General features: G+C 57.8%; 18 protein-coding genes and 1 pseudogene. 12 read left to right on the top strand and 7 right to left on the bottom strand.

What is annotated here, in order from left to right; all coding sequences use genetic code 11:
- The first annotated feature begins 15 nt into the window (after nucleotides 1-15).
- The 6 genes from AWB80_RS20325 (at nucleotide 16) to AWB80_RS20300 (ending at nucleotide 9,012) form a co-directional block, all read left to right on the top strand.
- Nucleotides 16-2,097, top strand: a complete 2,082-nt coding sequence (locus AWB80_RS20325; protein WP_061176462.1) for a hydantoinase/oxoprolinase family protein — start codon at nucleotides 16-18, stop codon at nucleotides 2,095-2,097.
- A 24-nt stretch (nucleotides 2,098-2,121) separates the two neighbouring features.
- A complete protein-coding gene (locus tag AWB80_RS20320) occupies nucleotides 2,122-3,915 on the top strand; it encodes a hydantoinase B/oxoprolinase family protein (RefSeq protein WP_208635669.1) in 1,794 nt (597 codons plus the stop codon).
- Nucleotides 3,916-4,129: 214 nt separating this feature from the next.
- On the top strand, nucleotides 4,130-5,494 hold the full coding sequence (locus AWB80_RS20315; protein ID WP_087131440.1) for an NAD(P)/FAD-dependent oxidoreductase: 1,365 nt from the start codon (nucleotides 4,130-4,132) through the stop codon (nucleotides 5,492-5,494).
- Between the two features lie 13 nt (nucleotides 5,495-5,507).
- A complete protein-coding gene (locus tag AWB80_RS20310; RefSeq protein ID WP_167390465.1) occupies nucleotides 5,508-5,861 on the top strand; it encodes a cupin domain-containing protein in 354 nt (117 codons plus the stop codon).
- A 443-nt stretch (nucleotides 5,862-6,304) separates the two neighbouring features.
- Nucleotides 6,305-7,663 carry a purine-cytosine permease family protein gene (locus AWB80_RS20305; protein ID WP_061176461.1) on the top strand — a complete coding sequence of 453 codons (1,359 nt, stop codon included), beginning with the start codon at nucleotides 6,305-6,307 and terminating at the stop codon, nucleotides 7,661-7,663.
- A 209-nt stretch (nucleotides 7,664-7,872) separates the two neighbouring features.
- On the top strand, nucleotides 7,873-9,012 hold the full coding sequence (locus AWB80_RS20300; RefSeq protein WP_244206618.1) for a porin: 1,140 nt from the start codon (nucleotides 7,873-7,875) through the stop codon (nucleotides 9,010-9,012).
- A gap of 730 nt (nucleotides 9,013-9,742) precedes the next feature.
- Here the strand turns inward: AWB80_RS20300 and AWB80_RS20295 are convergent.
- The 6 genes and pseudogenes from AWB80_RS20295 to AWB80_RS20270 all read right to left on the bottom strand — a co-directional run.
- Nucleotides 9,743-10,039, bottom strand: a pseudogene (locus AWB80_RS20295) (transposase); the annotation flags it as partial.
- A gap of 426 nt (nucleotides 10,040-10,465) precedes the next feature.
- The gene (locus tag AWB80_RS20290) at nucleotides 10,466-11,392 is read right to left on the bottom strand and encodes an electron transfer flavoprotein subunit alpha/FixB family protein (protein WP_061176459.1); all 927 of its coding nucleotides are present in this window, start codon (nucleotides 11,390-11,392) and stop codon (nucleotides 10,466-10,468) included.
- A complete protein-coding gene (locus AWB80_RS20285) occupies nucleotides 11,393-12,142 on the bottom strand; it encodes an electron transfer flavoprotein subunit beta/FixA family protein (RefSeq protein WP_061176588.1) in 750 nt (249 codons plus the stop codon).
- Between the two features lie 31 nt (nucleotides 12,143-12,173).
- Nucleotides 12,174-13,361, bottom strand: coding sequence for an NAD(P)/FAD-dependent oxidoreductase (locus AWB80_RS20280; RefSeq protein WP_061176458.1), 1,188 nt, complete (start codon nucleotides 13,359-13,361; stop codon nucleotides 12,174-12,176).
- A 169-nt stretch (nucleotides 13,362-13,530) separates the two neighbouring features.
- Complete coding sequence (locus AWB80_RS20275) at nucleotides 13,531-15,201, bottom strand: electron transfer flavoprotein-ubiquinone oxidoreductase (protein WP_061176457.1); 1,671 nt, start codon at nucleotides 15,199-15,201, stop codon at nucleotides 13,531-13,533.
- A 3-nt stretch (nucleotides 15,202-15,204) separates the two neighbouring features.
- Nucleotides 15,205-15,810 (bottom strand): HutD/Ves family protein, encoded by a 606-nt coding sequence (locus AWB80_RS20270; RefSeq protein WP_160147460.1) that lies wholly within the window; start codon nucleotides 15,808-15,810, stop codon nucleotides 15,205-15,207.
- A 239-nt stretch (nucleotides 15,811-16,049) separates the two neighbouring features.
- Between AWB80_RS20270 and AWB80_RS20265 the strand changes: the two genes are divergently transcribed.
- Together AWB80_RS20265 and hutG are read left to right on the top strand one after the other, a co-directional pair.
- Nucleotides 16,050-17,021 carry a LysR family transcriptional regulator gene (locus tag AWB80_RS20265; RefSeq protein ID WP_061176587.1) on the top strand — a complete coding sequence of 324 codons (972 nt, stop codon included), beginning with the start codon at nucleotides 16,050-16,052 and terminating at the stop codon, nucleotides 17,019-17,021.
- Nucleotides 17,022-17,046: 25 nt separating this feature from the next.
- A complete protein-coding gene (hutG, locus tag AWB80_RS20260; protein ID WP_061176455.1) occupies nucleotides 17,047-17,865 on the top strand; it encodes an N-formylglutamate deformylase in 819 nt (272 codons plus the stop codon).
- A gap of 286 nt (nucleotides 17,866-18,151) precedes the next feature.
- On the opposite strand, the gene AWB80_RS20255 is transcribed toward hutG, so the two are convergent.
- Nucleotides 18,152-18,754: a helix-turn-helix domain-containing protein gene (locus tag AWB80_RS20255; RefSeq protein WP_061176454.1), complete on the bottom strand. Its 603-nt coding sequence runs from the start codon at nucleotides 18,752-18,754 to the stop codon at nucleotides 18,152-18,154.
- A 217-nt stretch (nucleotides 18,755-18,971) separates the two neighbouring features.
- On the opposite strand from AWB80_RS20255, the gene glnT reads away from it, so the two are divergent.
- From glnT to AWB80_RS20235, 4 genes are read left to right on the top strand one after another with little or no spacing between them, the layout of a single operon-like run.
- Nucleotides 18,972-20,360 carry a type III glutamate--ammonia ligase gene (gene glnT / locus AWB80_RS20250; protein ID WP_087131433.1) on the top strand — a complete coding sequence of 463 codons (1,389 nt, stop codon included), beginning with the start codon at nucleotides 18,972-18,974 and terminating at the stop codon, nucleotides 20,358-20,360.
- Nucleotides 20,361-20,371: 11 nt separating this feature from the next.
- The gene (locus tag AWB80_RS20245; protein WP_061176453.1) at nucleotides 20,372-21,280 is read left to right on the top strand and encodes a class II glutamine amidotransferase domain-containing protein; all 909 of its coding nucleotides are present in this window, start codon (nucleotides 20,372-20,374) and stop codon (nucleotides 21,278-21,280) included.
- Entirely contained in the window at nucleotides 21,268-21,957 is a 690-nt protein-coding gene (locus AWB80_RS20240; protein WP_061176452.1) for a GltB/FmdC/FwdC-like GXGXG domain-containing protein, read from the top strand. The genes AWB80_RS20245 and AWB80_RS20240 overlap by 13 nt, the downstream gene beginning before the upstream one ends.
- A gap of 15 nt (nucleotides 21,958-21,972) precedes the next feature.
- Complete coding sequence (locus AWB80_RS20235) at nucleotides 21,973-23,346, top strand: FMN-binding glutamate synthase family protein (RefSeq protein ID WP_208635668.1); 1,374 nt, start codon at nucleotides 21,973-21,975, stop codon at nucleotides 23,344-23,346.
- Nucleotides 23,347-23,943 lie beyond the last annotated feature (597 nt).

Genomic DNA, 23,943 nt, shown 5'->3' with positions numbered 1-23,943 from the left:
TTCAAGGAGACGGAAATGTGGCGTGTTGGCGTTGATGTAGGGGGTACGTTTACCGACCTGTTCGCCTGGAACGTGAAAACGGGGGAACGGAGAACAGCCAAGGTTCTGACGACAAGGCGTGACCGGTCCGAAGGCGTTGTGAATGCCGTGGAGAAGGCGAATATCCCGTTTGGCGAGATTTCGCACTTCATGCACGGCACGACAACGGCCACGAACGCGCTTTTGGAACGCTCGTTTCCGGACGTCGCATTGGTCACGACTGATGGGTTTCGCGATACCATCGAGATTGGCCGTCAGCATCGCCAGTCGCTATACGACCCGTACCAGAAAAAACCGCGTCCCATCATCCCGCGTCGTTTTCGCTTCACGCTTACGGAACGCATGGGTGCGCACGGCGATGTCGTCACTCCGCTCGACACCGCTCGGGCCGTCGAAATCGCCAAAGATATCCATCAACTTGGACTGCAGGCGGTCGCCGTCGGATTTATAAACTCGTACGCGAATCCGGCTCACGAACGGCAGATGCGCGACATCCTGACCGAGCATGCGCAGAATTGCCAAGTAGTCCTCTCGGCTGAAACGCGTCCCGTGTTTCGCGAGCATGGTCGCTTTACCACCACCGCAGTCCGAGCCGCGGTCCTGCCGGTCATGAAGAGCTACTTCGACCGTCTGGCTGAGCAATTCGCAAATCGCGGATTCACTGGCGCGCTTCTGACGCTCAAGAGTAACGGGGGGGTGATGGGCGTGGCTCTGGCGAAGGACCACCCCGAGGAGCTAATTGAATCGGGACCGGCGGGCGGTGTTTCCTATGCGGCGTATTTGAGCCAAACATGCGAGCATGAGCGACTGATTCACACGGATCTCGGCGGCACGAGCTACGATGCTTCCATTGTCGAGAACGGCACGGGACTAGTTACCCGCAATTACGAGCTTGAATGGGAAATTCCCATCGTCGTTCCCATGCTTGACATCCACAGCGTAGGTGCGGGCGGTGGGTCGATCGCCTGGATCGACGATGGCGGCTCCCTGCGCGTGGGTCCTGCCAGCGCGGGTTCCGAGCCTGGTCCGGCTTGCTACGGTCTCGGCGGCACCAAGGCAACCATCACGGATGCCAATCTGATCCTGGGCCGCATCCAGCCCACGCTCGGCGGCAAGATGGAACTGGATGTTGAAGCTGCTAAGCGCGCATTGCAGCCCATCGCAGACACCATTGGACTTTCCTTGCTCGACACGGCCGAGGGGATGATTCGCATCGCCTGCGAGAACATGGGCCAGGCGGTCAAGATGGTGGTGCTCTCGCGAGGCCGGGACCCACGTGATTTCGCGATTGCGAGTTTCGGTGGCGCGGGTCCGATGCACGCCTGCTTCGTGGCTCAGGCGATGAATATTCCGACTGTGGTCGTGCCGCCATATGCCGGCGTAGCGTCGGCGTTCGGCGCGACGTGCATGGATATCCGTCACGATCTCGAAGAATTCTTCTACGCACCAGTGAGCGGCGTAGACATGCAGACGATCACGCGTCTTTACGAACAGCTAGAGGCACGAGGCCGGGCTCTCCTCGCCGCCGACGGCGTGAGTCCCGGCGATGTCGTCATCGAGCGCAGTGCACAGATGCGCTATATCGGTCAAACCTATGAAGTCGATACACCGATTCCCGGTGGCAAGTTGGATGACTCTCATCGCGCCGGTATCGTTTCGGGGTTCCATCACGAGCATCGACGTGAGCATGGCGTCAGCTCCGATGATTTCGACGTGGCGATTGTTTCCCTCGGGATCAAGGCGATTGGCGCTGTTCCCCATCCGCCCATGGAAAAGCAGGCGATCGATCAGGCGAACAAAAAGGCGAGCGCAGCAGGTGCGCGCCCGGTCTACTTCTCCGGAAAGTGGGTCAATACCCAAGTCTACAGCGGGCAGACCCTGACGCCAGGCGCGTCGCTCGACGGTCCTGCAATCATCGAATACGAGGACTCATGCACCGTGATTCCTCCCGGTTGCAGCGCGCGGGTCGACGGGACCAACAATCTGGTGATCAGCGTGGAAACCGAGGCCGAACTGGACGAGTACAGCACGGAACATGCGCTCGTTGATAGCCACTGAAACCGATACGATCTGGAGACAAAGATGAACGACATGAAGATTCCCGCTGCGGGTGCCGGGCGCAAGGTTGACCCGGTCACTTTCGAGGTTTTGCGCAACGTGTTCAACTATGCGTGCGAGCGCATGACCTCGGTGCTGCAACGCTCGTCATTCTCGCCCATTCTCGCCGATATGCTCGATTTCTCGAACGCTGTCTACACAGCAGACCTGAAACTGGTGGCGCAGGCGGCGAATTGCCCAGTTCACTTGGCCGCAATGGCGTTCTCCGCAGAAGCGGCAGTCGAGGAAATCGGCTACGAAAATCTGAATGAAGGCGACGTTCTCGTCCTGAACGACCCCTACCGCGGCGGGACGCACATCAATGACATCACGTTCGTTATGCCGATCTTCCACGAGGCCGAGTTGATGGGCTTCGCGGTGAGCCGCGGACATTGGATGGATCTGGGTGGCGGGGCAGCCGGCGGACAGGCATTCTCTGGGACGCACATCGCGGGAGAAGGTCTGCGCATTCCGCCGATGAAGATTTACGAACGAGGTGTCGTGAACAAAGGCCTTCTGAGCCTGATCATCAATAACACTCGGACGCCGCACTTCGTTCGGGGTGACCTACAGGCGCACGTCGGCGCGCTTCGCGCAGCGGAACTCGAATTCCATCGCGCAGCGAAGCGATATGGAATCGATACTGTCAAATCGGCAATGCAGGATCTCATCGCGTACACCGAGCGCATTGTGCGCAAGAGCATCGACGCGATTCCCGACGGCGTCTACGAAGCATTCGACTACGCCGACACGGACGGCATTTCGGGTAAGCCGGTCAGGTTACAGGTGAGGGTCGAGGTGTCGGGTTCGAACATCACGGTCGACTTTGAAGGAACCGATCCGATTTGCGCGGGCGCAATCAACTCCCCGTTTGCCAATACGTCCTCGGCAGTCTACTACTCGCTGCAATTCTTCCTCGCGCCCAGTGCCCCGGCCAACGCAGGGATGTTCAATCCGATTAGCATTCGCCTGCCTGACAATTGCTGGCTTAATGCGAAGTGGCCGGCGCCCACCATCGGCTGCACGACGCTGACCTCGTCCAAGATCACAAGTGCCATCTGGCAAGCCCTTGGCAAAGCGATTCCGAATCGCATCACGGCCTCGACCTGCTCGGACAGCAACTGGTTTGTTGCTTCCGTCAAGGACCAGAACGGACTGGTCGACGTGTTCTCGGACCTGCCCGCTGGTGGCTGGGGCGGCACGCCCTATGACGACGGCATGAGCGTTACGATGGACCCGCTCGGCAATTGCATGAACATGCCCGCGGAGACCGCTGAACTGCTATTCCCGATTCGCTACGAGTCGTTCGAGTTGCGCCGGGATTCGGCTGGCGCGGGACGCAATCGGGGTGGCCTAGGCGCCGTCTTCAAGGTTCGCTTTCTGGGCGACGGCGAGCTCAGCATGGAAACGTCGCGGACAATCGAAGGAAGCCCCGGTGCAAACGGTGGCACGCGCAGCGCGGTACAGCGCGGCACCAAGATCGGACCCGACGGGAAAACCGAAGTCATCGGTGGCCTGGACGAGAACGGGCAATGGAAAAATCCGCTTCTCTCCGCGCACAAGTTTGCGCCCGGCGAAACTTTTATGTTCGAGACGACCGGCGGCGGCGGATGGGGCAACCCACTCACGCGATCCGTGGAGCGCGTCTTGAACGACGTCAAGGATGACTACATTTCGGTCGAATCGGCAAAAGCGCACTACGGTGTGGTCATCGATGCGAGCTCGATGACAGTGGACGAGGCGGCAACCGCGAGACTGCGTCAGGCGGCCGTTGGTTGATCGCGTATCGGATGACTGCGACGCAACCGCGGTCATCCCTTGCCCTTTCTCGCGTTTCGGCGTTCGCTCCCGCCGGCGCGCATTGTGAACGGCTAAGGTGGAGTGTCCAATGGATGTGAGAAACAAATACGCGCCCGCAGATACAGCACAGGTAATGTATCCGCGAACGTTGCCGACCGTAAATGCCTCAAAGCACCTGCTTCGGAGTTTCTGGATGCAAGATGCCGGCTGGCCTCTGGAGGCGTGCAGCCCGTTGACAGGCTCGACAACTGCGGACGTCGCGGTGATTGGTGGTGGTTTTGTCGGATTGTGGACGGCGCTGGAAATCAAGAAAGCTGCGCCGGGCTCTAACGTGGTGGTGCTTGAGCAGGATGTCTGCGGGGGTGGCGCGTCGGGCCGAAATGGTGGCTTCGTCATGTCTTGGTGGCCGAAGATCGCATCATTGCTGTCCTTCTGCGATGCAGAGGACGCCCTGTTCTTGGCGAAGTCGTCCGAGCAGGCCATTGATGAAATTCGCTTGTTCTGCGAGTTGAATCAAATCGATGCGCATTTCCGCCAGTCTGGATGGCTTTGGACGGCGACAACCGAGGCACAACTCGACTCGTGGCGAGAAACGGTCGAGGCGTGCGCGAAACTTGGCGCGCGGCCTTTTGAGGCCCTATCGCCGCAAGAGATCGTTTGCCGGACGGGGTCTGCGGTGCATCGGGCGGGGGTTTTCGAACGCAGCAATGCAACGGTGCAACCGGCTGCCCTTATCAAGGGCATGAGAAATGTTGCACTCGCGGCGGGAATTCGTATCTTCGAAAATACGAAGGTTCGGGATTTCAGTCGTGGCAGGCCGAGCACAATCAGTACCGACGATGGTGCAGTTCGCGCGACAGCCGTAGTACTTGCCACGAACGCATGGGCTGCGGCGATTCCCGAACTTTCGAGACTGATTGTCCCAGTCAACAGTTCTATTGTGGTTACCGAACCGATTCCGGACAGGCTCGCACAAATCGGCTGGACGGGAGGAGAGTCGATTACCGATTCGCAATTGATGGTGGACTATTACCGGACGACGCGAGATGGTCGCATCGCTTTCGGTAAAGGATCTGGTGCAATCGAATACGGGACGTCCATTGGAAAACGGTTCAGCTACGATGAAGAGAGCCGCGAGTTGGCGTACCGTGATTTTCTCCGCACGTATCCCATGCTTGAGGATGTTCGTATCTCGCATGCGTGGGCCGGACCGATCGACAGAACATATGACAGCCTTCCTGTGTTCGGAACGCTCGCCGGCACGCAAAATATTCACTATGGCATCGGGTGGAGCGGGAATGGCGTAGGCCCGAGCCGGATAGGGGGCAAAGTTCTTGCCAGCCTTGCGCTTGGGAAAAAAGACGAGTGGAGTACCTGCCCCCTCGTGGGCCGCGAGACGAAAACATTCCCGGCTGAACCCTTCAGATTCATCGGCGGTTCACTGGTAAGGCGTGCCGTATTGCGAAAGGAACAACGAGAGAACCTCGGACTTCGCCCTCGCGCATTTGACAGAGCTCTTGCGAAATTCGCGCCTGCAGGTCTTGAGGATAAGGCATAGCCTAGGTACGAAAATGGAAAATGGACCCATCGTATACTCATATGGCAAACATGATTTTTCAGATTGGAAAGATGTAGCTGAACCGATAGGCTCGCTCGTGTCCATGACACGTGCAGCAGAGGCGATGGAGGCTCATGACCGTGCAGTCTCAATGGGGATTTGGGAGTGTTCACGTGGGGTCTGGCGTCGCCAGGTTCTGGCAGCTGAATTCAGTTATATCCTGCGCGGGCACTGCTTCTTTACACCGGACGGGATGACGCCAGTGGAACTCAGGGCAGGAGATAGCGTTTATTTTCCGTCGAACTGCGTCGGCACTTGGGACATACGCGAGGATCTCGCCAAATCCTACTTCATCGTGAGCAGTTGAGGGCGCTTTTGCGCGAGTGCAAGGTGGTCCCGCAATGGCATTGAACAGCTAGTCGGTACTCGGGTCCGCCAGTTCACGGCCCGATACCCCATCCTAAACGTAGTTCGGAAAGTAGTCGAAGCTTGAAAGAGTGCCCGATAGTGCTCGACGACGGCTATAACTATCTGTTTCGGCAAAAACACCTCCGGACGTCAGCATAGCTCGTTCTTATTTTTCGACTGCAATGATTCGCCCGCCGGAGTCAAAATCTACAAGCGCGGCAAGATAGGTCGACTCGGATATCTTTGGTCAATTAATGAAACAAAGTCGCTTAGCCCGAGTAATAGTTAGGATAACGTAAATAAAAAATCTTGAAGGTTGAGGAAAGTGCGTCACTGAATATTTGGCAAAAACACCGGGGCAGATATCTGTTCCATATCGGTCGGAAAGATGAGGAGAAGAGCATGGCAAACCTGGAGAAGGCATCGAACTCGGATATCGATTATGCGAACGCGCCGATACCGCCCACCCAACGGATGGGGCGGCTTGCACTCAGCATGGCTTGGTTTGCATTGTGTAGTGCAATGTTTTGGTTAATGGTGCCGGCGGTGCTCGCTCAGAGCTTCGGGACCGTGAACGTCCTCATAGGATTGGCGCTATCTGTTGTTGTATATGGTCTTGTTAATCGCGTGATCGTCAAGTACGCGATACGAACAGGTCTTTCCGTTTCTCTTTTCTCGCGATTGGTATTCGGGAAAGTCGGGGCGGAGTTGGCAACCTTGATTTTCTTTGCGACAGCAATATATTACGCCGTGTTCGAAGGGTCCGTGATTTCGATTGCCATTCATAGTCAATATCCGTCTATATCGCTGAATTTGGCATATGGAATAGTCGTTGCGTATAGTGTCCCGCTTGTTTTCGGAAGTGTACAGAAATGGCTAGATAAACTTAATGGCGTGCTGCTGCCATTCTTTCTTGTTGGACTGGTTGCAGCGGTGGTGATGAGTTTTAGTCATTATGGCTACAGCGATGCGTGGTTGCATATCGGTCCTGCGAGTGGTGATCCCGCTGGTGGTTGGTGGCAATGCTTCACATATTTCATGGGCGTATGGATCATGATGATGTACACCTGGGACTATGCGAGATTTGGCAAGGAGAAGGACGCCGGTTTCCATCGTACAGTCACCTTCGGATGGTTCTTCTATGGCTTCACCTTCATGATTAACGCCCTCGTCGGTATGTTTCTGGTCGGCAGCTTCTCGGTCGATGGTGGCGTCAATGAGGTCAGTGCCGTGGTTGCCTTGCTGAAGCTGATGGGAATTTCCGGACTCGTATTTGTCTGGATCACTCAGACTCGCATCAACACAGCAAATTTCTACCTTTCGGCTGTGAACATGAAGTCGTTCTTCGGGATGTTTTTCGGACTCGACATTCCAAAGTTTGCATGGGCAATCGTCGTTGGCGTAGTCGTTTATCTTCTTATGCAGCAGAACGTGTTTTCATTCATCCTCCAGTCGCTCGCATATCAGGGAATTTTCGTTGTAGCTTGGGTTTCAATCGCGCTCACTCACATTCTAGTTAATGACTCGACGACACGCCCAGAGGAAATCGAGGTCGCTCTCCGCACCGCTCCGCGCTTCAACCAGAAAGGGTTGGTCGCATGGTTCGCGGGAACGGTGGCTGGCATTGGTGTGATGCATATGCCTGGTTTTGCCGCGTCATTTTCTGCTCCGGTCACCGCATTGTGCGGCGCCTTGGTGTTCGCGGCACTGACTAAACCTGGCCGTAGCGCGCAGCGGGCAGGCGTCATTCGTATCGATTAGGCTTCGGTCAATTTCGCGGACGACTCTGATTGAATCACGGTGGCAATCGACGGGCAGGAACTATTCGGCCTTTTCATAAGGATGCCTGAGTGCTCATAGGAGTATCCTAGCAAGCGACCCTGGTCGTGCAGAGCTCGACGGCACAATATCGAACCGTTAACGAAATCGCGCCCGTCTGAGGGCGCAAAACGACAACGCTGAGGTACCAAGTGAAGAAGTATCATGCAATGGTGGGCGTTGCATTCGCCCTGACGTCTTTGGGTGCGCACGCCCAGAGCGCTGTAACGTTGTACGGAATTGTCGATCTCGGGATCGACTACGCAAACAATGTGAGCGACGCGTCGAACGGGGTCGCGGTTCCGGGAAGTGGCGGCAAACTCTTTCAGATGCAGAGCGGGGTGCCACTGGGAAGCCGCTGGGGGCTGCTTGGGAGCGAAGACCTCGGCGGTGGCCTACAGGCGGTGTTTCGGCTCGAAAGTGGTTTCGACGCCGCGAACGGCGCGCTTGGAGGTGGGCTCGCATTTTCCCGCAACGCCTACGTGGGCTTGTCGTCGAAACAATTTGGTACCGTTACGTTTGGCCGGCAATGGGATTCAAACGTTGACCAGCTTGAGGTATTTACTCTCAACGGGCAGTACGGCGGCTGGTACTTTGCTCACCCGAACGATATGGACAACCTCGACAATGGATTTTCCGTGCCGAACGCAATCAAATACGTTAGCCCTTCGTTCGGCGGAGTGACGGTGGAGGGCCATTACTCGCCAGGCGGTCTTGCTGGACAATTCTCGACGAACTCGACGTACAGTGCGGCCGTGGCCTACGCTGGCGCCCCATTCAGCGCGGCGATTGGTTACTTGCGTGTCAACGACCCGTCAACTGCTGTCGCGGGATACGCTTCTGGCGGTGGCTTTGCAAACGCGGTCTATGGAGAAGCGCTCGTTGCCGCGCGCAGCCAGTCTGTGCTTGCCGTTGGCGCATCGTACACGCTCGGAGCGTTTAAAGCGTCGGCTGCTTTTTCGAACACAGAGTTTCGCCCGAAGTCCGGCGGGGCCAATCTAACGTTTCAGAATTATGAGCTATCTGGCTCGTATCACATGACGCCTGCATTTGTTGTCGCGGGTGGCTTCACTTACACGGTCGGACACGACGACGCGGCGGGCACCTCTCCGAAGTACGAGCAACTCAATTTGATTGCGCAGTATGCGCTTTCGAAACGGACATCGGTATACGCGATGATAGCTGGGCAGCAAGCTTCGGGGGACGCTGCGGTAGCGCAGATTACGGGTTTTAACCCGTCTAGTTCCAAGCGGCAACTCGCGACACGACTCGGAATCACTCACTCGTTCTGACTCGGGGCAAACGCGCGACGCATGCGCGACTCAACGCGCGTGCGTCGTTTTTCAGGTCAAGACTGCGATCGCTGCACGGAGGCGTGAAATGGTTCTGATCCACGCATTTCAACATGCCAGCGGGCGACCGGGGCCTTCGTTTGTTCGATGGGACAGTCGGCAGCGTCGACTGGAGGCGGGCAAGCGTGAGCTTTTTTAATATGTAGCCCCGAAGTGGCCCAAATCGTCTTCAAGTTGCGCCTATCCGTAGTGTTGAGCCCTTTCCTTACCGTTGCCGAGATCATGTCTGGCTCGACGTAACTACGTGGCCCTCTCTTTTCGTGGGGCGAGTTTCGAGTTTGCATCTCAAAGGACTTTCGGGCAAGTAGACATCTGATATGGTCGCTGAGTGTCAATAGAGAGGCTGTTGTAAATCTAAGGGTGATCGAACGATGCGACACAAGTCCGTTGCAGCGACGATGGATCAGACCGATACCCGTGGGTTGGTACCACCGTGCATAGATCCGTCAGGGAAGCGGCCTCGCTTTGGTTGACACAGGTTGCACGCAGGCCTTCTGTACATGGTGTCGACGCGGATTCTTGCTATCGTGACCCGTACCGCATCGCCAGATTGCCCTTTTTATCTGGTGCCCTGCCGCCTTAAGTTCGCAATAGTCAGCGCCATGCGGGCGATCGCCTAGACGAAGCCGGCCAGTTCGCGCGCCACGGCGACACACACCTTGTTGGCCTAGGCGCCGGACTTACACCGTCGCGGGAATCTCGCGCACAGGCGAACGGTTGCCTTCCACGCAAGTTCGCGGATCGACTGCGCGAGCGCTCGTTGACGCGTACACAGTTCGTTGTGCACGCGCGGTGCGAACGGATAGTTCCAGGCCGATTCGGTTAGCGGGCGATGTGCGTGCGCGCTGCCGGTCTTGGTAATCGCGCGGCGTCGCACAGTGCCACCGCTGGGATGCTCAGCGGGGACCAGTTCGAGGTAGCCCATGAGCTGACGGGCAGTGGCAAAACGCCCGATATCACCGATCTCGGCTGCCGTAGCGTCGGCACGTCATGCCTAATGGTGCCGGAAAACCGCGCAGGTTCCTGACCGGCTTCACGCACGCCAATCGAGATGCTTTCCTTGTGTAGGTCGACGCCAAACGAATTTGATAATCTTGTCCATGGCGCGTCTCATGAAGTTCCGCGCCTGGCCCACCCAGGCGTTTGTGGCTTGACACACTTCGGTGCGCAAATCAAGATATCCGAGACGGGCCCCTGCGCTATTCAATCAGCAGCGACCAATATGTCAGCCGCTTCGGTCCGAAACCACGGAGAATCAATTTGAGTGTCGTGCGCTTCGCCTCTTCTGCCCGACGTTCATTTTGTTGTTGGGTTCCCGGACGCGCCTGCGGACACCGACTCCGCAGAGTGCCCTGCGAAATCGCTCGGACGCAGGCGCGGCTGCTCGAGTCAGTCACAGTGCTTCAATCAACTGAGGGACGACCTCGAAGAGGTCTCCCACAAGTCCGTAGTCCGAGACGCCAAAGATTGGCGCGTCCGCGTCCTTGTTTACCGCCACGATAACCCTCGAGTCTTTCATGCCGGCCAAGTGCTGAATGGCGCCAGAGATTCCCACGGCGAGGTACAGCTCCGGCGCGACGATTTTGCCCGTTTGACCGACTTGCAGGTCGTTTGCGGCGTAGCCCAAATCGACCGCTGCTCGCGACGCGCCGATAGCTGCCCCCAGCTTTTCTGCCAACGGGTCGAGCAAGGCGAAGTTCTCGGCGCTGCCAAGCCCTCGACCACCAGAGACGACTACTCGAGCAGCGGTTAGGTCGGGGCGGTCGCTTTTCACAATCTCGCGACGTACGAGGCTCGACAGCCCGGAATCGGGGAGCGCTGTCATCTCGTCGACCGACACATTACCACCATCCTTCGCCGCGTCAAAAGCGGTAGCGCGTATGGTGGCCACAATTACCGAGTCCGATGACTGCACGGTAGCAATCGCATTTCCTGCGTAGATGGGGCGTTGAAAAGTGTCGAGGGAATCCACTGCAACGACGTCGGAGATCTGTGATGAGTCGAGCTTCGCTGCCACACGCGGTGCGATGCTTTTGCCTGCAGCAGTGGCTGCGAAGAAGACATGCGAATAGTCCTTCGCGAGTGCGACGACCTGCGTGGCGACGTTCTCTGCCAGACCATCGGCGAGGTGTGGGGCTTCAATGAGCAGCACGCGTCCAACCCCTGCGATTTCGCGGGCGGCGTCGGCGACGGCACGCGCATTTTCACCCGCCACCAAGATGTCCACGCCGTTCGAGAGCGCCAGCGCGGCCGCGACGGTGTGGAGGGTAGCGTCCTTCAACTGCTCGTTGTTGTGTTCAGCAATAACTAGGGTCGTCATTTAAATCACCTTCGCTTCGGTTTTCAGCTTTTCCACGAGCGTCGCCACGTCGGGAACAATGACACCAGCCTTGCGAACAGGCGGCTCCACAACCTTGAGGGTCTTCAGGCGCGGCGTTGGGTCAACACCCAGTTCAGCCGGCGTGACGGTGTCGATAGGCTTCTTCTTCGCCTTCATGATGTTGGGCAGCGTCACGTACCGTGGCTCATTCAGGCGGAGGTCCGTCGTGATGATTGCAGGCAGACGAATCGAAACAACCTCGAGACCACCATCTACTTCGCGCGTGACAGTTGCGTTGCCATCACGGATTTCTATATTGCTGGCAAAGGTGGCCTGCGGCCAGTCAAGCAGCGCGGCCAGCAACTGCCCGGTCTGCCCGGCATCGTCGTCGATAGCCTGTTTGCCGAGGATGACGAGTTGAGGCTGTTCTCTGTCAACAACTGCCTTCAGGAGCTTCGCGACAGCGAGGGGCTGAAGTTCGACATCGGTCGACACAAGTACACCACGGTCCGCGCCGATTGCAAGGGCCGTGCGCAACGTCTCCTGGCTCTGCACGGTGCCACAGGAAACCGCCACAACCTCGATCGCTTGGCCTCCTTCTTTCAAGCGAACCGCAGCTTCCGTACCAATCTCATCGAAGGGATTCATCGACATCTTGACAGAGCCAATATCGACCCCTGTCTGGTCAGACTTAACGCGCACCTTGACGTTGTAGTCAACGACCCGCTTGACAGCAGTAAGTACCTTCATTTGTCTTTCCTCGGTGTTCAGAGCCGAACCATTAGGAGACCGCGCCGAGACCATACTTGCCGGTCAACAACTCGCCGGTGTCGAAGCGTTCGATTGAGTACGGCTTGAGGGACACGTCGGTGGGCATACCGAGCGCTTCTTGCGCGAGCACGCGTCCGACCGTTGGCGAAAGTTTGAAGCCGTGGCCTGAGAATCCGTATCCAACGACGAGCCCTTCGATGCCCGGTAGCCTTCCGAGAACCGGGTTCCAGTCGGGCGTCACGTCATACACGCCCGTCCAGGAAGATGCGATACCGGCGGTTTCGTATTCGGGGAAGCGTTCAGCGACTTGCGCGCCGACTTCGACGATGTAATCCATCGGAATGTCACCCTGCTCGGTCTCCGTGGTATTGAGCTTCTCGCCCACGATGCCTTCGCTGACGAGCATCTGATTGCCGCCGTAGCTGCGGTAGTACAACATGCCCGGCGAAGCCAAGTCCTTGAAGACAGGCATCGAGAACGTGTACTTGGCGGCATCACATTCCAGCGCAAGCACCGCATGGCGTTCAGGAACAAGCGGGAGGGTACGATTAGTCCAGCCGGCGAGTTGGGGCGTCCAGATGTTTTGTGTGCTGATGACCATCGAGGTCTTGAAGTCGCCAATGCTGGTGGAGACGCCGATGACCTTGTTGTTGTCGATGAGAATCTTGTCGACGGAGACGTTCTCGCGAACGGTGACGCCGCCACGGCGCGCTGCGCGCGCGAAACTGGTCGCAACGAGGTACGCATCGGCGAAGCCCGCTTCAGGTTCATACCCGATGAGGGCGGCATCCTCGAACTGCGCAATCGGGAGCAATTCCCTCGCTTGCTGCGCGGAGAGCAACTCGAGCGGTATGCCTTGCGTTTTTTGCTGGTTGAGTGACGCGCGCAGCGGTTCGACCTTGTCGCCTTCGCTCGCTACAATCATGTAGCCGCACTTGACGAGGCCGCAGGACGCCTCGTCGTCGCCGAGGTAAGAGGCGAAGTCGTTGAACACAGCCCAGGATTTGCGAGCCAACTCAACGTTCTCTTTCACGGAGTAATGGGTCCGCAGGATGCCGGAAGACTGTGACGTCGTCCCGGCTCCGATTGTGCCTCGGTCGAGCACAAGGACATTCTTCGCGCCAAGCTTGGCGAGTTGAAACGCCACTGAGCTTCCGATGACTCCGGCACCAATCACTACAACGTCATATGTGTTCACGGTTGTGTTCCTTCAGAGAGCAAACGAGTGCTTACAGTGTGTTGCGTGAAAAGTGATGATTGGCGTGTATAAGAGAAATCGATTGTTTGCAGAAGCGAAGTGCCAGATACGTTCGGCTTGATTCCGTGCCGACCCGCGAGGAAACCGCTCGGACGGATCGCGTCAGCAGCTACATATTTGAATAGTTAGGGCCGCCGCCGCCTTCTGGAGTGACCCACACGATGTTTTGCGTCGGGTCCTTGATGTCGCACGTCTTGCAATGCAGGCAGTTCTGCGCGTTGATGACCAGCCGGCCTTCGCCTTCATCGTTCTGCGCGAACTCGTATACGCCGGCGGGGCAGTAACGGCTCTCTGGACCCGCATAAGTAGTGAAGTTGACCTCTATCGGCACGGTTACTTTCTTCAGCGTGAGGTGCGCGGGCTGATTCTCTTCATGGTTCGTGTTCGAGGCGAACACAGACGACAGCCGGTCGAACGTCAGTTTGCCATCCGGCTTTGGATAGTCAATTTTCTGGTGCCGTGCCGCTGGCTCGAGCATTTCATGGTCCCAGTGCTTGTGATGAAGCGTCCACGGCACTTTGCCACCGAGCAGCTTTTGTTCAATGCCCACCATCAACGTGCCCAGATAAAGGCCCTTGCTCATCCATTGCTTGAAATTGCGTGCGCGGTATAGCTCGTCGTACAGCCACGAGGCTTTGAAGGCCTCTGGGTAAGCCGTGAGTACGTCGTGCTGACGTCCTGCTTGCAAGGCTTCGAATGCTGCATCAGCCGCGAGCATTCCGGTCTTGATGGCAGCATGCGAACCTTTGATGCGTGAGGCGTTCAGGAAGCCCGCGTCGTCGCCGACCAATGCGCCGCCGGGGAACACCACTCTGGGCAACGACATCAGTCCGCCCGCGGTGATGGCGCGAGCCCCGTAGGAGACACGCTTTCCTCCATCGAGGAACTTGCGAACCTGTGGATGCGTCTTGTAACGCTGAAACTCTTCGAATGGCGACAGGTAGGGATTTTTGTACCCAAGCCCGACAACGAAACCGACCACGACTTGGTTGTTGTCCGAGTGATAGAGGAATGAGCCCCCGTACGTGTCGTTCTTGAGCGGCCAGCCGGCGGTGTGCATGACCAAGCCAGGTTTGTGCTTCTCGGGCGAGACTTCCCAGATTTCCTTGATACCAAGCCCATACACCTGCGGGTCGACACCGTCGCCCAATCCAAATTTGTCGCTCAGTTGGCGCCCGAGGTGCCCACGCGTTCCCTCGCTGAAGAGCGTGTACTTGGCGTGCAGCTCCATTCCGGGTTGGAAACTTGCAGTGGGCTCACCATTCTTGCCGATCCCCATGTTGCCAGTCGCAACACCTCTGACGGAGCCGTTATCGTTATAGAGGACCTCGGCTGCGGGGAATCCGGGGAAGATGTCGACGCCGAGCGCCTCAGCCTCTCGGCCCAACCATCTGGTCACATTAGCGAGACTGACGACATAATTACCGTGATTCTTGAAGTTGTCCGGTAGCGCCCAAGCCGGAACGGGCCTGGCGTCGCTCTCGGTGAGAAACAGAAAGCTGTCCTCTGATACCTCGATATTGAGCGGCGCGCCCTTTGCTTTCCAGTCGGGAATAAGCTCGTTAATGGCGCGCGGGTCCATCACCGCACCGGAGAGAATGTGCGCTCCGATTTCAGAACCTTTCTCCAGAACACAGACACTGATGTCGGCATCGTTCTGATGAGCCAGATGCTTGACACGGATGGCGGCTGATAAACCTGCAGGGCCGCCGCCGACGATTACCACGTCGTACTCCACTGACTCTCGCGGGCCGTACTGCTCAAGAAGTTCAGGGTTCATAGCTTAACGTTCCACTGATTCAATCGCTATTGACACGAGCTTGCACGATGGGCCAGCCGCATGCACTTCGAGTTCGCCCGCGCAGTCTTCCAACAGCACGCCATTCATCGATTGCAGAAGGACGCTGTTGAGAAGCGGGCTTGACACGCTCCATTGACCCGCCACGCACAGCAGCAGATGCACACGCGACAAGGTCAGCCGAAGCGAGTGCGAGGCTGCGGACACGTTTGCTCGTAGGGTGTTGCGACGAATCATCACGTTCACGACCTCCAGGTGTTCGGTCGGAACAGATGCCCAGATGTGAAGGTCGCCGGAAAACGAAACAGGCTGGCCAGGGCGCGCCGTTCTGGCGCCGTCCTGTGAACGCAATTCCACCGCACCATCACCCAAAGGCATCAGTACGCGTTCAAGCCCAGGAAACTGCGAGAACTTCGATGGGCCGGTCAGCGTCGCCAGACTCACTCGCCAGTTCATCTCGCCGTCGACGCCGAGTTCACTTGCGACGGTTCGCGTGGTGCCCGCACCGTTCTTCCAAGGCTCCGGGGCTAGCTTGGCGCAGTCCAACAAGCGGAGCGCACCATGGGCGAACGAATTTTTAGGAATAACCACGGAATTCTCCTGGTGGGCTGCTGGCGCGACGAGTCGCGGTTTCGGGGAGGAGGCGCCAGCCTGCGCAACAGTCGGCGACGTCTCAGTGATGGACCGGATTCTAGAAAGCCAAAAGCACCGGAAATTTTGCATAAGGCAAACTAATGCTAGATCCCTCCGAACACTGGCGACAGCAGAAATCAATTTGGACAGAGGCACGATGTCGCGAAAGCGCGTACCTCACAGATATGGGGATTTCCATGAGACGGACTCAATCACCGATTGACCTTCGCGCCTTGCAGGCTTTTGTCGCCGTCTGTGAAACAGGGTCGATGACGGCCGCAGCGAAGCGACTGGGCATCAGTCAGAGTGCGGTTAGCCAGGCCATCGCGACCCTAGAGCGCGACCAGGCAACGGACTTGTTCGACCGCGAAAGTCGTCCGCCCAGGCCGAACCTGGCGGGAAGAACGCTATTCGAACTAGCTGGACCGCTTCTGGAGCATGCACACATGGTCAGCACGCGAATCGGCGATGCATCGGCTTCCGGTACATTGCCGGTGCGCCTAGGCTGCGTCGATTCGTTCGCGGCAACAGTCGGCCCCGAGTTGATTCGGGCGCTCTCGGGCTCAACCCGGCACATTGCTTTGTGGTCAGGGCTCACGCCAGGACTCTCGCAACAGATACACGACCGTGAAGTGGACGTCGTGGTCTGCACGCAGACGGTGTTGCACGACAGTCGCATTGTCGAGATGCCGGTGTTCTCTGAGGCTTTCGTCGCGGTCGTTTCGCGTCGGTGGCTCGACGAGCAAAAGTCGCGAGATATCGACTGGCGGACGTTGGCGGCCGAACTGCCTCTTATCCGTTATACCGCGCGGTCTGTGATAGGGCAGCAGGTTGAGCGGCTTGCTCGTCATCTTGGAATCGAAAGCCCACGCCGATTCGAGTTCGACGCGACGGACCCGCTTCTCAGCCTTGTGACTGCAAGGCTTGGCTTCGGTATCTCGACGCCACTGTGCCTATGGCAGGCACGACAGTATCTGGACGACATCGCGGTGCTGCCTTTGCCGGCAGGGCGGCTCTCTCGCAGAGACTTCTTTCTGCTGCACCGGCAAGGCGAATGGGACACGCTGGTCGGCGAGATAGCGACGCTTACGCGCCGCGTAATCGACCATGTCATCCGACCGGCACTCACGCATGCGCTCCCTCAGCTTCCAGAAGATGCGATAACTTGAAACTCAAAGAGGACATTGAAAGACGATGACCGAGTTCTACTCCTTGACGCGTGGCGATGCACCGCTGATTGTGTCCATCCCGCACCTGGGTACGCAGATTCCCGATGAACTGCGCTACCAATACACGGACGTGGCACTCACGGTCGCTGACACCGACTGGCATCTGGACCGCCTCTACTCATTCGTGAAAGACCTCGGGGCGACGATTCTCGGAGCGCGAGTATCTCGCTACGTCATCGACCTGAATCGGCCGCCGACGGACGAGAGTCTTTATCCAGGGCAGACGACCACGGGTCTTTGCCCGACAGAGACATTTCGCGGCGAGTCTGTATATCGGGCCGGGGGCGAGCCCGACATGTCGGAAAAGCAGCGCCGCGTCGAGACCTATTGGCAGCCATACCACGATGCATTGAGCGCCGAACTCAAGCGATTGCGCGGGCGGCACGCGAACGTTCTTCTGTGGGAGGCGCATTCCATCGCCAGCCTACTGCCGCGCTTATTCGACGGCAAGCTGCCAGACCTGAATCTCGGCACCCAGGATGGGCGAACGGCAGCGCCTTCTGTTTTGGAGCCAGTGGTCGCTGCCGCTGATAGCAGTGAATTTACATGGGTAGCCAATGGTCGCTTTAAGGGCGGATATATCACACGGAATTATGGTGCGCCAGACCAGGGTATCCATGGCGTTCAACTGGAGATGTGTCAGAGCGTCTACATGGACGAAAATCCACCGTTCGGCTATCTCGATGAGCGCGCTCAAGAGGTTACGCCCGTACTAAAGCAGATGTTTGACGGCGCAATGCAAGCCCTCAGTAAGCTATCAGCCGATCAGACACCACCACAGTAAATGCTTCAGAGAGCAAAACGATTACGGGCGACCAGGGGTCGCCCGTTTGCTTTTCTGGCCTACCCGAAGGGGAGTTAAGTAAAACTGTTGAACCTTCATAACCTTGGTGTTCATCGTGGTGCTACGTCGCACGCTTGTGGTCCAAGCGGCACCAAGGATACGCGCGCCCTAATTTCTCCCCCTCTTCCCTCAGTTCGTCAGACCCGCGTCGCTGTTTCATTTGAGGAAAATTTGATTCACATAGAGAAACTTGGCACGGCTGTTGCATCTGACGCTGAGACAGGAATCACTCTTCGCCTGGCGACGGATAGACAAAGATGGACAGGAACTGAATGGGTAGCTTAATCAGTCGTTCCGGTCCGTGTGGCACCGAAGCCTGGAAAGTCAGCGTATCGCCTGGATGAAGCGTATAGGTCTGCTGCCCGTGGCGGTACTCGATGACTCCTTTGAGCATGTGGATGAACTCGGTCCCGGGATGCTCGAACACAGGAAACTTCTCAGCAGCATCTTCGATGGTGATGAGAAAGGGTTCAAAGAGTTTTCTCGGACCTTGGTCGTAAGCAAGCAGGTGGTAGGTATGACCGCTTTTTGTGCCTCGCCGAACGACCTCCATGCCCGCGCCCTTGCGTACCAGTTGAGCGCCGCCTTCCGGAACGTCGTAGTTCCGGAACAGCGTGGCCATGGAAACACCCAGTGCCTTCGCGATTCGGTTGAGCACGTCGAGTCCCGCAGTGGCCTGCGCGTTCTCGATTTTCGACAGCATTCCGCGGCTGATAGCGGCTTGCTCGCAGACCTGGGCGATGGTTAGTCCGTGCCGCTGACGAAGTTCACGGATGGTCGCGCCCAGTGAGCGTTCAAGTGAGTGCTTGCCGTCGTCGCCGTTTTGCATGGTTGCCTCAGAGGAAAAACAAAGCGTAACAGAGGAGCAGCAAAGTGCGTCCGCTTAGTTTCACTACAGGAATCATTGTTGCACAGCAAGAAAATAGATTGCATACTACGGTCAGGCTTGCAGCGTGTCGCGCCGGAGAAACGGAATCAGTCGTTTCTACCTGCCGTAGAACCGTACGGTCAATGAACCCGCGCATCACGCGCTGTAAGGAGTTTCGATGAATACGATGGATTCAAAGCAGCTGATGTCCAACGCTCTCGGCACCGTGCCGAGATTCGAGTCAGCAGATGAGGCTGAGACGTGGCTGGCCAACCAAGGCATCAAGTACGTGCTCGCGCAGTTTGTCGACATCCACGGTGTTGCCAAAGCCAAGTCGGTCCCCGCGGCACATCTGAAAAGCATCCTTACGGCAGGAGCCGGCTTCGCAGGATTCGCAATTTGGGGTGTGGGCATAGAGCCGAATGGGCCGGACTTCATGGCAGTGGGCGACCTCTCGACGCTCTCGCCGATGCCATGGCAGTCGGGACTTGCCCGCATCGCTTGCGATGGTCACGTCGACGGTGAGCCGTGGACGTACGACTCGCGTGTGACCCTCAGGAAGCAAGTCGCTCGGATGACCGAGCGCGGATGGACGCTGTTCACCGGCCTCGAACCGGAATTCTCGCTGCTGCGCCGTTCTGCCACGGGACAACTGGAGCCTTGCGACCCGAGCGACACGTTGGCGAAGCCTTGCTATGACTACAAGGGCCTGTCGCGTACGCGTGTGTTTCTCGAGCGTCTCACCGAGGCGATGCGTGAAGTCGGCATCGATGTGTATCAGATTGACCACGAGGATGCGAACGGTCAGTTTGAAATCAACTACACGTACACCGACTGCCTGAAGTCGTGCGACCACTACGTGTTCTTCAAAATGGCGGCCTCCGAAATTGCCAACGAGCTTGGGATGATTTGCTCGTTCATGGCAAAACCGTTCGCAAACCGTCCGGGCAACGGCATGCACATGCACATGTCGATTGGCGACGGGAAGAGCAACCTCTTCTCCGACAAGAGCGACCCGAAGGGCATGGGTCTGTCGAAGCTTGGTTACCAGTTCACTTCGGGCCTGCTTGCACACGCACCTGCGTTGGCTGCGCTCTGCAATCCGACCGTGAATTCGTATAAGCGACTGGTCGTCGGCCGTTCGCTGACTGGTGCAACTTGGGCGCCGGCGTACATCAGCTATGGCGACAACAATCGTTCGACGATGGTGCGCATGCCGGGTGAGCGTATCGAACTTCGTCTGCCCGACGGTTCATGCAACCCGTACCTCGCGACTGCCGCTGTGATTGCCGCTGGACTGGACGGCATCGACCGCGAGTTGCCGTTGGGGCCGCCGGCGAATGAAAACCTTTATGAGTGGACGCCTGCAAAGCTCAAGGAGCACGGCATCGGCGTGCTACCGCAGAATCTCGAGCAGGCACTCGACGCCCTCGAAGCGGACCATCTTATCTGCGAAGCACTCGGTCCCGTGGCGCAGGAATTTCTCAAACTCAAGCGCATGGAGTGGCTGGAATACATGCGTCACGTATCAGACTGGGAGCTGAAGAGCTACCTCGAATTTTTCTAAGGAGAAGAATCATGTGCGGTATTGTGGGTCTGCTGGTCAAGACACCAGAACTACGCGAGCGCTTGGGCGAACTGATGGTACCGATGCTCATCGGCATGACCGAGCGCGGCCCGGACTCGGCGGGTCTTGCAATATTCGGCGCTCCGGTCGCGAGCGAGGAACGCAAGGTCAGCCTCTACGCCGGCTTCACCGATGAAGGCGCCGATTTCCCGTGGAAGCGGCTTGTAAGCGCATTGGAAGGACGTCTCGGCTCGAAGGTCGGACTTGAAGCGAAGGGCAATCACGCCGTGCTCATGGTGCGCACCGACGTGAATGCCGTCAAGCACTGGCTGAGCGAGCACTATCCGAAGGTCTATCTTCTGTCGGTTGGAAACTCAATTGAACTGTACAAGGACATCGGCACACCCGCTCAGGTGGCCGATCGTTACAGCTTCGAGAAGCTGAAAGGCTCGCATCTCGTCGGCCACACACGCATGGCGACCGAATCCGCTGTGACGCCCGACCGCGCGCACCCGTTCACCGCGGGCGAGGACTTCTGCCTCGTGCACAACGGCTCGCTTTCGAACCCGTACGGCGTGCGTCGCAAGCTTGAGCCGCAAGGCATTCGTTTCGACACCGACAACGACACGGAAGCCGCGTGCCGTTTCCTCGAATGGCGCCTTCGTGAGGGAGACACGCTTCCGGACGCGCTGCAAAAAGGCTTCGAGGAACTAGACGGGTTTTACACTTTTTTGATGGGAACCTCGACGGAACTCGCGCTGATTCGGGACCCGTTCGCTTGCAAGCCGGCAGTGGTTGCAGAAAACGACGACTACGTCGCTATCGCATCGGAATTCCGCTCGCTGGCCCATCTGCCCGATATTCGCCACGCAAAGGTGTTCGAACCTGCACCAGAGGAGATGTACGTATGGAAAGTCTGACCTTTAACCTCGAACGAAAATCGGTTCGTGACCTGAATCAGTTCCTTCACGCCGACGCGAATGAGCTCGCAGGCCAGCACGTCGTGGTCGCTTCGCCCGATGGAGCACACAACATCGCCGTCGGCGTTGATGCAGACGTGAGCATCCGAATCGACGGTCACGCGGGCTACTACGCTGGCGGCATGAACAAACGCGCGAATATTGTGATTGACGGGAGCGCCGGCACCGGCGTCGCTGAAAACATGATGAGTGGCAAGGTGCATGTTCGCGGCTTCGCATCCAACGGTGCGGGTGCATCCGCTTGTGGCGGCTTGCTGGTCATTGATGGCGATGCGGGATTGCGCTGCGGCATCTCGCTCAAGGGCGGCGATATTGTGGTGGGCGGCTCAGTGGGAAGCTTCTCGGCATTTATGGCTCAGGCCGGGCATCTCGTCATCTGCGGCGACGCAGGCGACGCGCTTGGCGACTCGCTTTACGAGGCAGTGCTCTACGTGAGGGGGGAAGTGAAGTCCCTCGGCGCTGACGCGCAGTTCGAGCCGATGACCGACTCGGATTTCACGACGCTGGCGAAGCTCCTCGATGCGGCTGGGTTCGACTACGACCCGCGCTCGTTTAAGCGCATCGCATCTGCACGCACGCTTTATCACTGGAACGCAGACGCGGACCAGGAATATTGAAAACAGAGGGTCCCCATGGAAGCCAAAATCGAAACGAAGCCGAATCACTTCGCCCGCCTGCAGCAGGAAGAGTCTCATGGCTACGATAGAGCAACTATCGACTATATCCATACCGCAGCACAGCGCGGTCTTTATGAAATTCGCGGTCTGGGCGCTAAGCGCCGCGTCCCGCACTTCGACGATTTGCTTTTCCTCGGCGCGTCGCTCTCGCGTTATCCGCTCGAGGGCTATCGTGAAAAATGCTCGACCACGACGGTACTCGGCACCCGGTATGCGAAGAAGCCTATTGTTCTTGACTCCCCGATTACCATTGCTGGCATGAGTTTCGGCGCGCTGTCGGCGAACGTGAAGGAGGCGCTAGGTCGCGCCGCGACTGCAATTGGTACTTCGACTACGACGGGCGACGGCGGCATGACGCAAGAGGAACGTATGTCCTCGAAGACGCTTGTATACCAGTGTCTACCGTCCCGTTACGGCTTCAATCCCGATGACGTGCGTCGAGCAGACGCCATCGAGGTCGTGATTGGACAAGGTGCGAAGCCGGGCGGTGGTGGGATGCTGTTGGGGCAAAAAATCAATCCGCGCGTAGCCAAGATGCGTACGCTGCCGGCGGGCGTTGACCAGCGGTCCGCGAGCCGCCACCCGGACTGGACGGGGCCGGACGACCTGGCCATCAAGATCCAGGAGCTTCGTGAAATTACCGACTGGCAGAAGCCGATTTACGTGAAGGTCGGTGCTACCCGTACTTTCAATGATGTGAAGCTTGCGGTCCATGCAGGCGCAGATGTTGTCGTCATCGACGGCATGCAAGGCGGCACTGCGGCGACCCAGACTTGCTTTATCGAGAACGTCGGCGTCCCGACGCTCGCTGCGGTCCGTCAGGCGGTGGACGCGCTGGAAGACCTGAACATGAAGGGGCAGGTGCAGCTAATTGTCTCCGGTGGCATTCGTACGGGCGCAGACGTCGCGAAGGCACTCGCACTCGGTGCCGACGCAGTGGCGATTGGCCAAGGTATTCTGATGGCGCTCGGTTGCAACAGTTCAACCTACTTCCAGAAGGGTCAACTGCATTCCGCGGAGGCAGACTACGCGGCGCTGAATACGTCGCCAGGGTTTTGCCACCACTGCCATACGGGGAAATGCCCCGTCGGCGTGACCACTCAAGACGCCATCCTCGAGCAACGCCTGGAGCCTGAGGAAGGTGCACGTCGTGTGCGCAACTACCTTAAGACGCTCAACATGGAATTGACGACGATTGCACGTGCTTGCGGGAAGCAAAACGTTCATCACCTAGAGCCTGAAGACCTAGTTGCTATCACCGTCGAAGCGGCGGCGATGGCCCGTGTACCACTGGCCGGTACCTCTTGGATTCCGGGTCACGGGTTCTAGGCCCCTCATCTTTCAATAACCCATGTCGGGCTTCTCGGCCAATCGAAATGCGGGAGACGGACGAGGCATATCATTTTCTCCCGCCTTTTTTCATCGTGAAGCGCTTAAAACATACGAAGTTGAGCTTTAGATGCTAGTCGAGACGAGTTGCCGGAACTGCGAGAAGAGCGCGAGGTCCCTTCGATTTCGCTTATCACAAGCAGGTGCTTAGCATGGTTGAGTCCGGGGAGTTCGAGCTGTAGCTGGGTGGGTAGACACGCCCCAAAATATCTGCCGCTTCGAGACCCGGTATGTCACTTTCTCATCGTGACCACCGGTGCAATCCGGGATTTAGCCTCTGCTCAGTTCAAATCGAGGCCCTCTGATCCCGATCTGCGCGCACATGAGGTTGTGCTCGGCATGCCCTGAAGCGAAGCGGCGCATGGCACGCACTTGTCAGCGGAAACATCGTTCATGCCGCTGAACTACCTCCCGTCGGCGACGCAAGGGGATCAGTTCGAACCTCGACACATGGAGCCGATATGGCCGAGCGGCCGTTGCTGCTGCAGGGCGAGATCGTGCTGTACGCAGCGCGTCAGAACCCGAGATCAATTGCGA

The organism is Caballeronia pedi, assembly GCF_001544915.2.
In the GTDB taxonomy this organism is placed as follows: Bacteria; Pseudomonadota; Gammaproteobacteria; order Burkholderiales; family Burkholderiaceae; genus Caballeronia; species Caballeronia pedi.
The sequence above is the reverse complement of the archived record's forward strand: the minus strand, read 5'-3'. Positions and strand labels throughout refer to the sequence as shown.

Coding starts and splice junctions, on each gene's coding strand:
- AWB80_RS20325 (WP_061176462.1), top strand. CDS start 16: ATGTGGCGTGTTGGCGTTGATGTAGGGGGTACGTTTACCGACCTGTTC.
- AWB80_RS20320 (WP_208635669.1), top strand. CDS start 2,122: ATGAACGACATGAAGATTCCCGCTGCGGGTGCCGGGCGCAAGGTTGAC.
- AWB80_RS20315 (WP_087131440.1), top strand. CDS start 4,130: ATGCAAGATGCCGGCTGGCCTCTGGAGGCGTGCAGCCCGTTGACAGGC.
- AWB80_RS20310 (WP_167390465.1), top strand. CDS start 5,508: ATGGAAAATGGACCCATCGTATACTCATATGGCAAACATGATTTTTCA.
- AWB80_RS20305 (WP_061176461.1), top strand. CDS start 6,305: ATGGCAAACCTGGAGAAGGCATCGAACTCGGATATCGATTATGCGAAC.
- AWB80_RS20290 (WP_061176459.1), bottom strand. CDS start 11,392: ATGACGACCCTAGTTATTGCTGAACACAACAACGAGCAGTTGAAGGAC.
- AWB80_RS20285 (WP_061176588.1), bottom strand. CDS start 12,142: ATGAAGGTACTTACTGCTGTCAAGCGGGTCGTTGACTACAACGTCAAG.
- AWB80_RS20275 (WP_061176457.1), bottom strand. CDS start 15,201: ATGAACCCTGAACTTCTTGAGCAGTACGGCCCGCGAGAGTCAGTGGAG.
- AWB80_RS20265 (WP_061176587.1), top strand. CDS start 16,050: ATGAGACGGACTCAATCACCGATTGACCTTCGCGCCTTGCAGGCTTTT.
- hutG (WP_061176455.1), top strand. CDS start 17,047: ATGACCGAGTTCTACTCCTTGACGCGTGGCGATGCACCGCTGATTGTG.
- AWB80_RS20255 (WP_061176454.1), bottom strand. CDS start 18,754: ATGCAAAACGGCGACGACGGCAAGCACTCACTTGAACGCTCACTGGGC.
- glnT (WP_087131433.1), top strand. CDS start 18,972: ATGAATACGATGGATTCAAAGCAGCTGATGTCCAACGCTCTCGGCACC.
- AWB80_RS20245 (WP_061176453.1), top strand. CDS start 20,372: ATGTGCGGTATTGTGGGTCTGCTGGTCAAGACACCAGAACTACGCGAG.
- AWB80_RS20240 (WP_061176452.1), top strand. CDS start 21,268: ATGGAAAGTCTGACCTTTAACCTCGAACGAAAATCGGTTCGTGACCTG.
- AWB80_RS20235 (WP_208635668.1), top strand. CDS start 21,973: ATGGAAGCCAAAATCGAAACGAAGCCGAATCACTTCGCCCGCCTGCAG.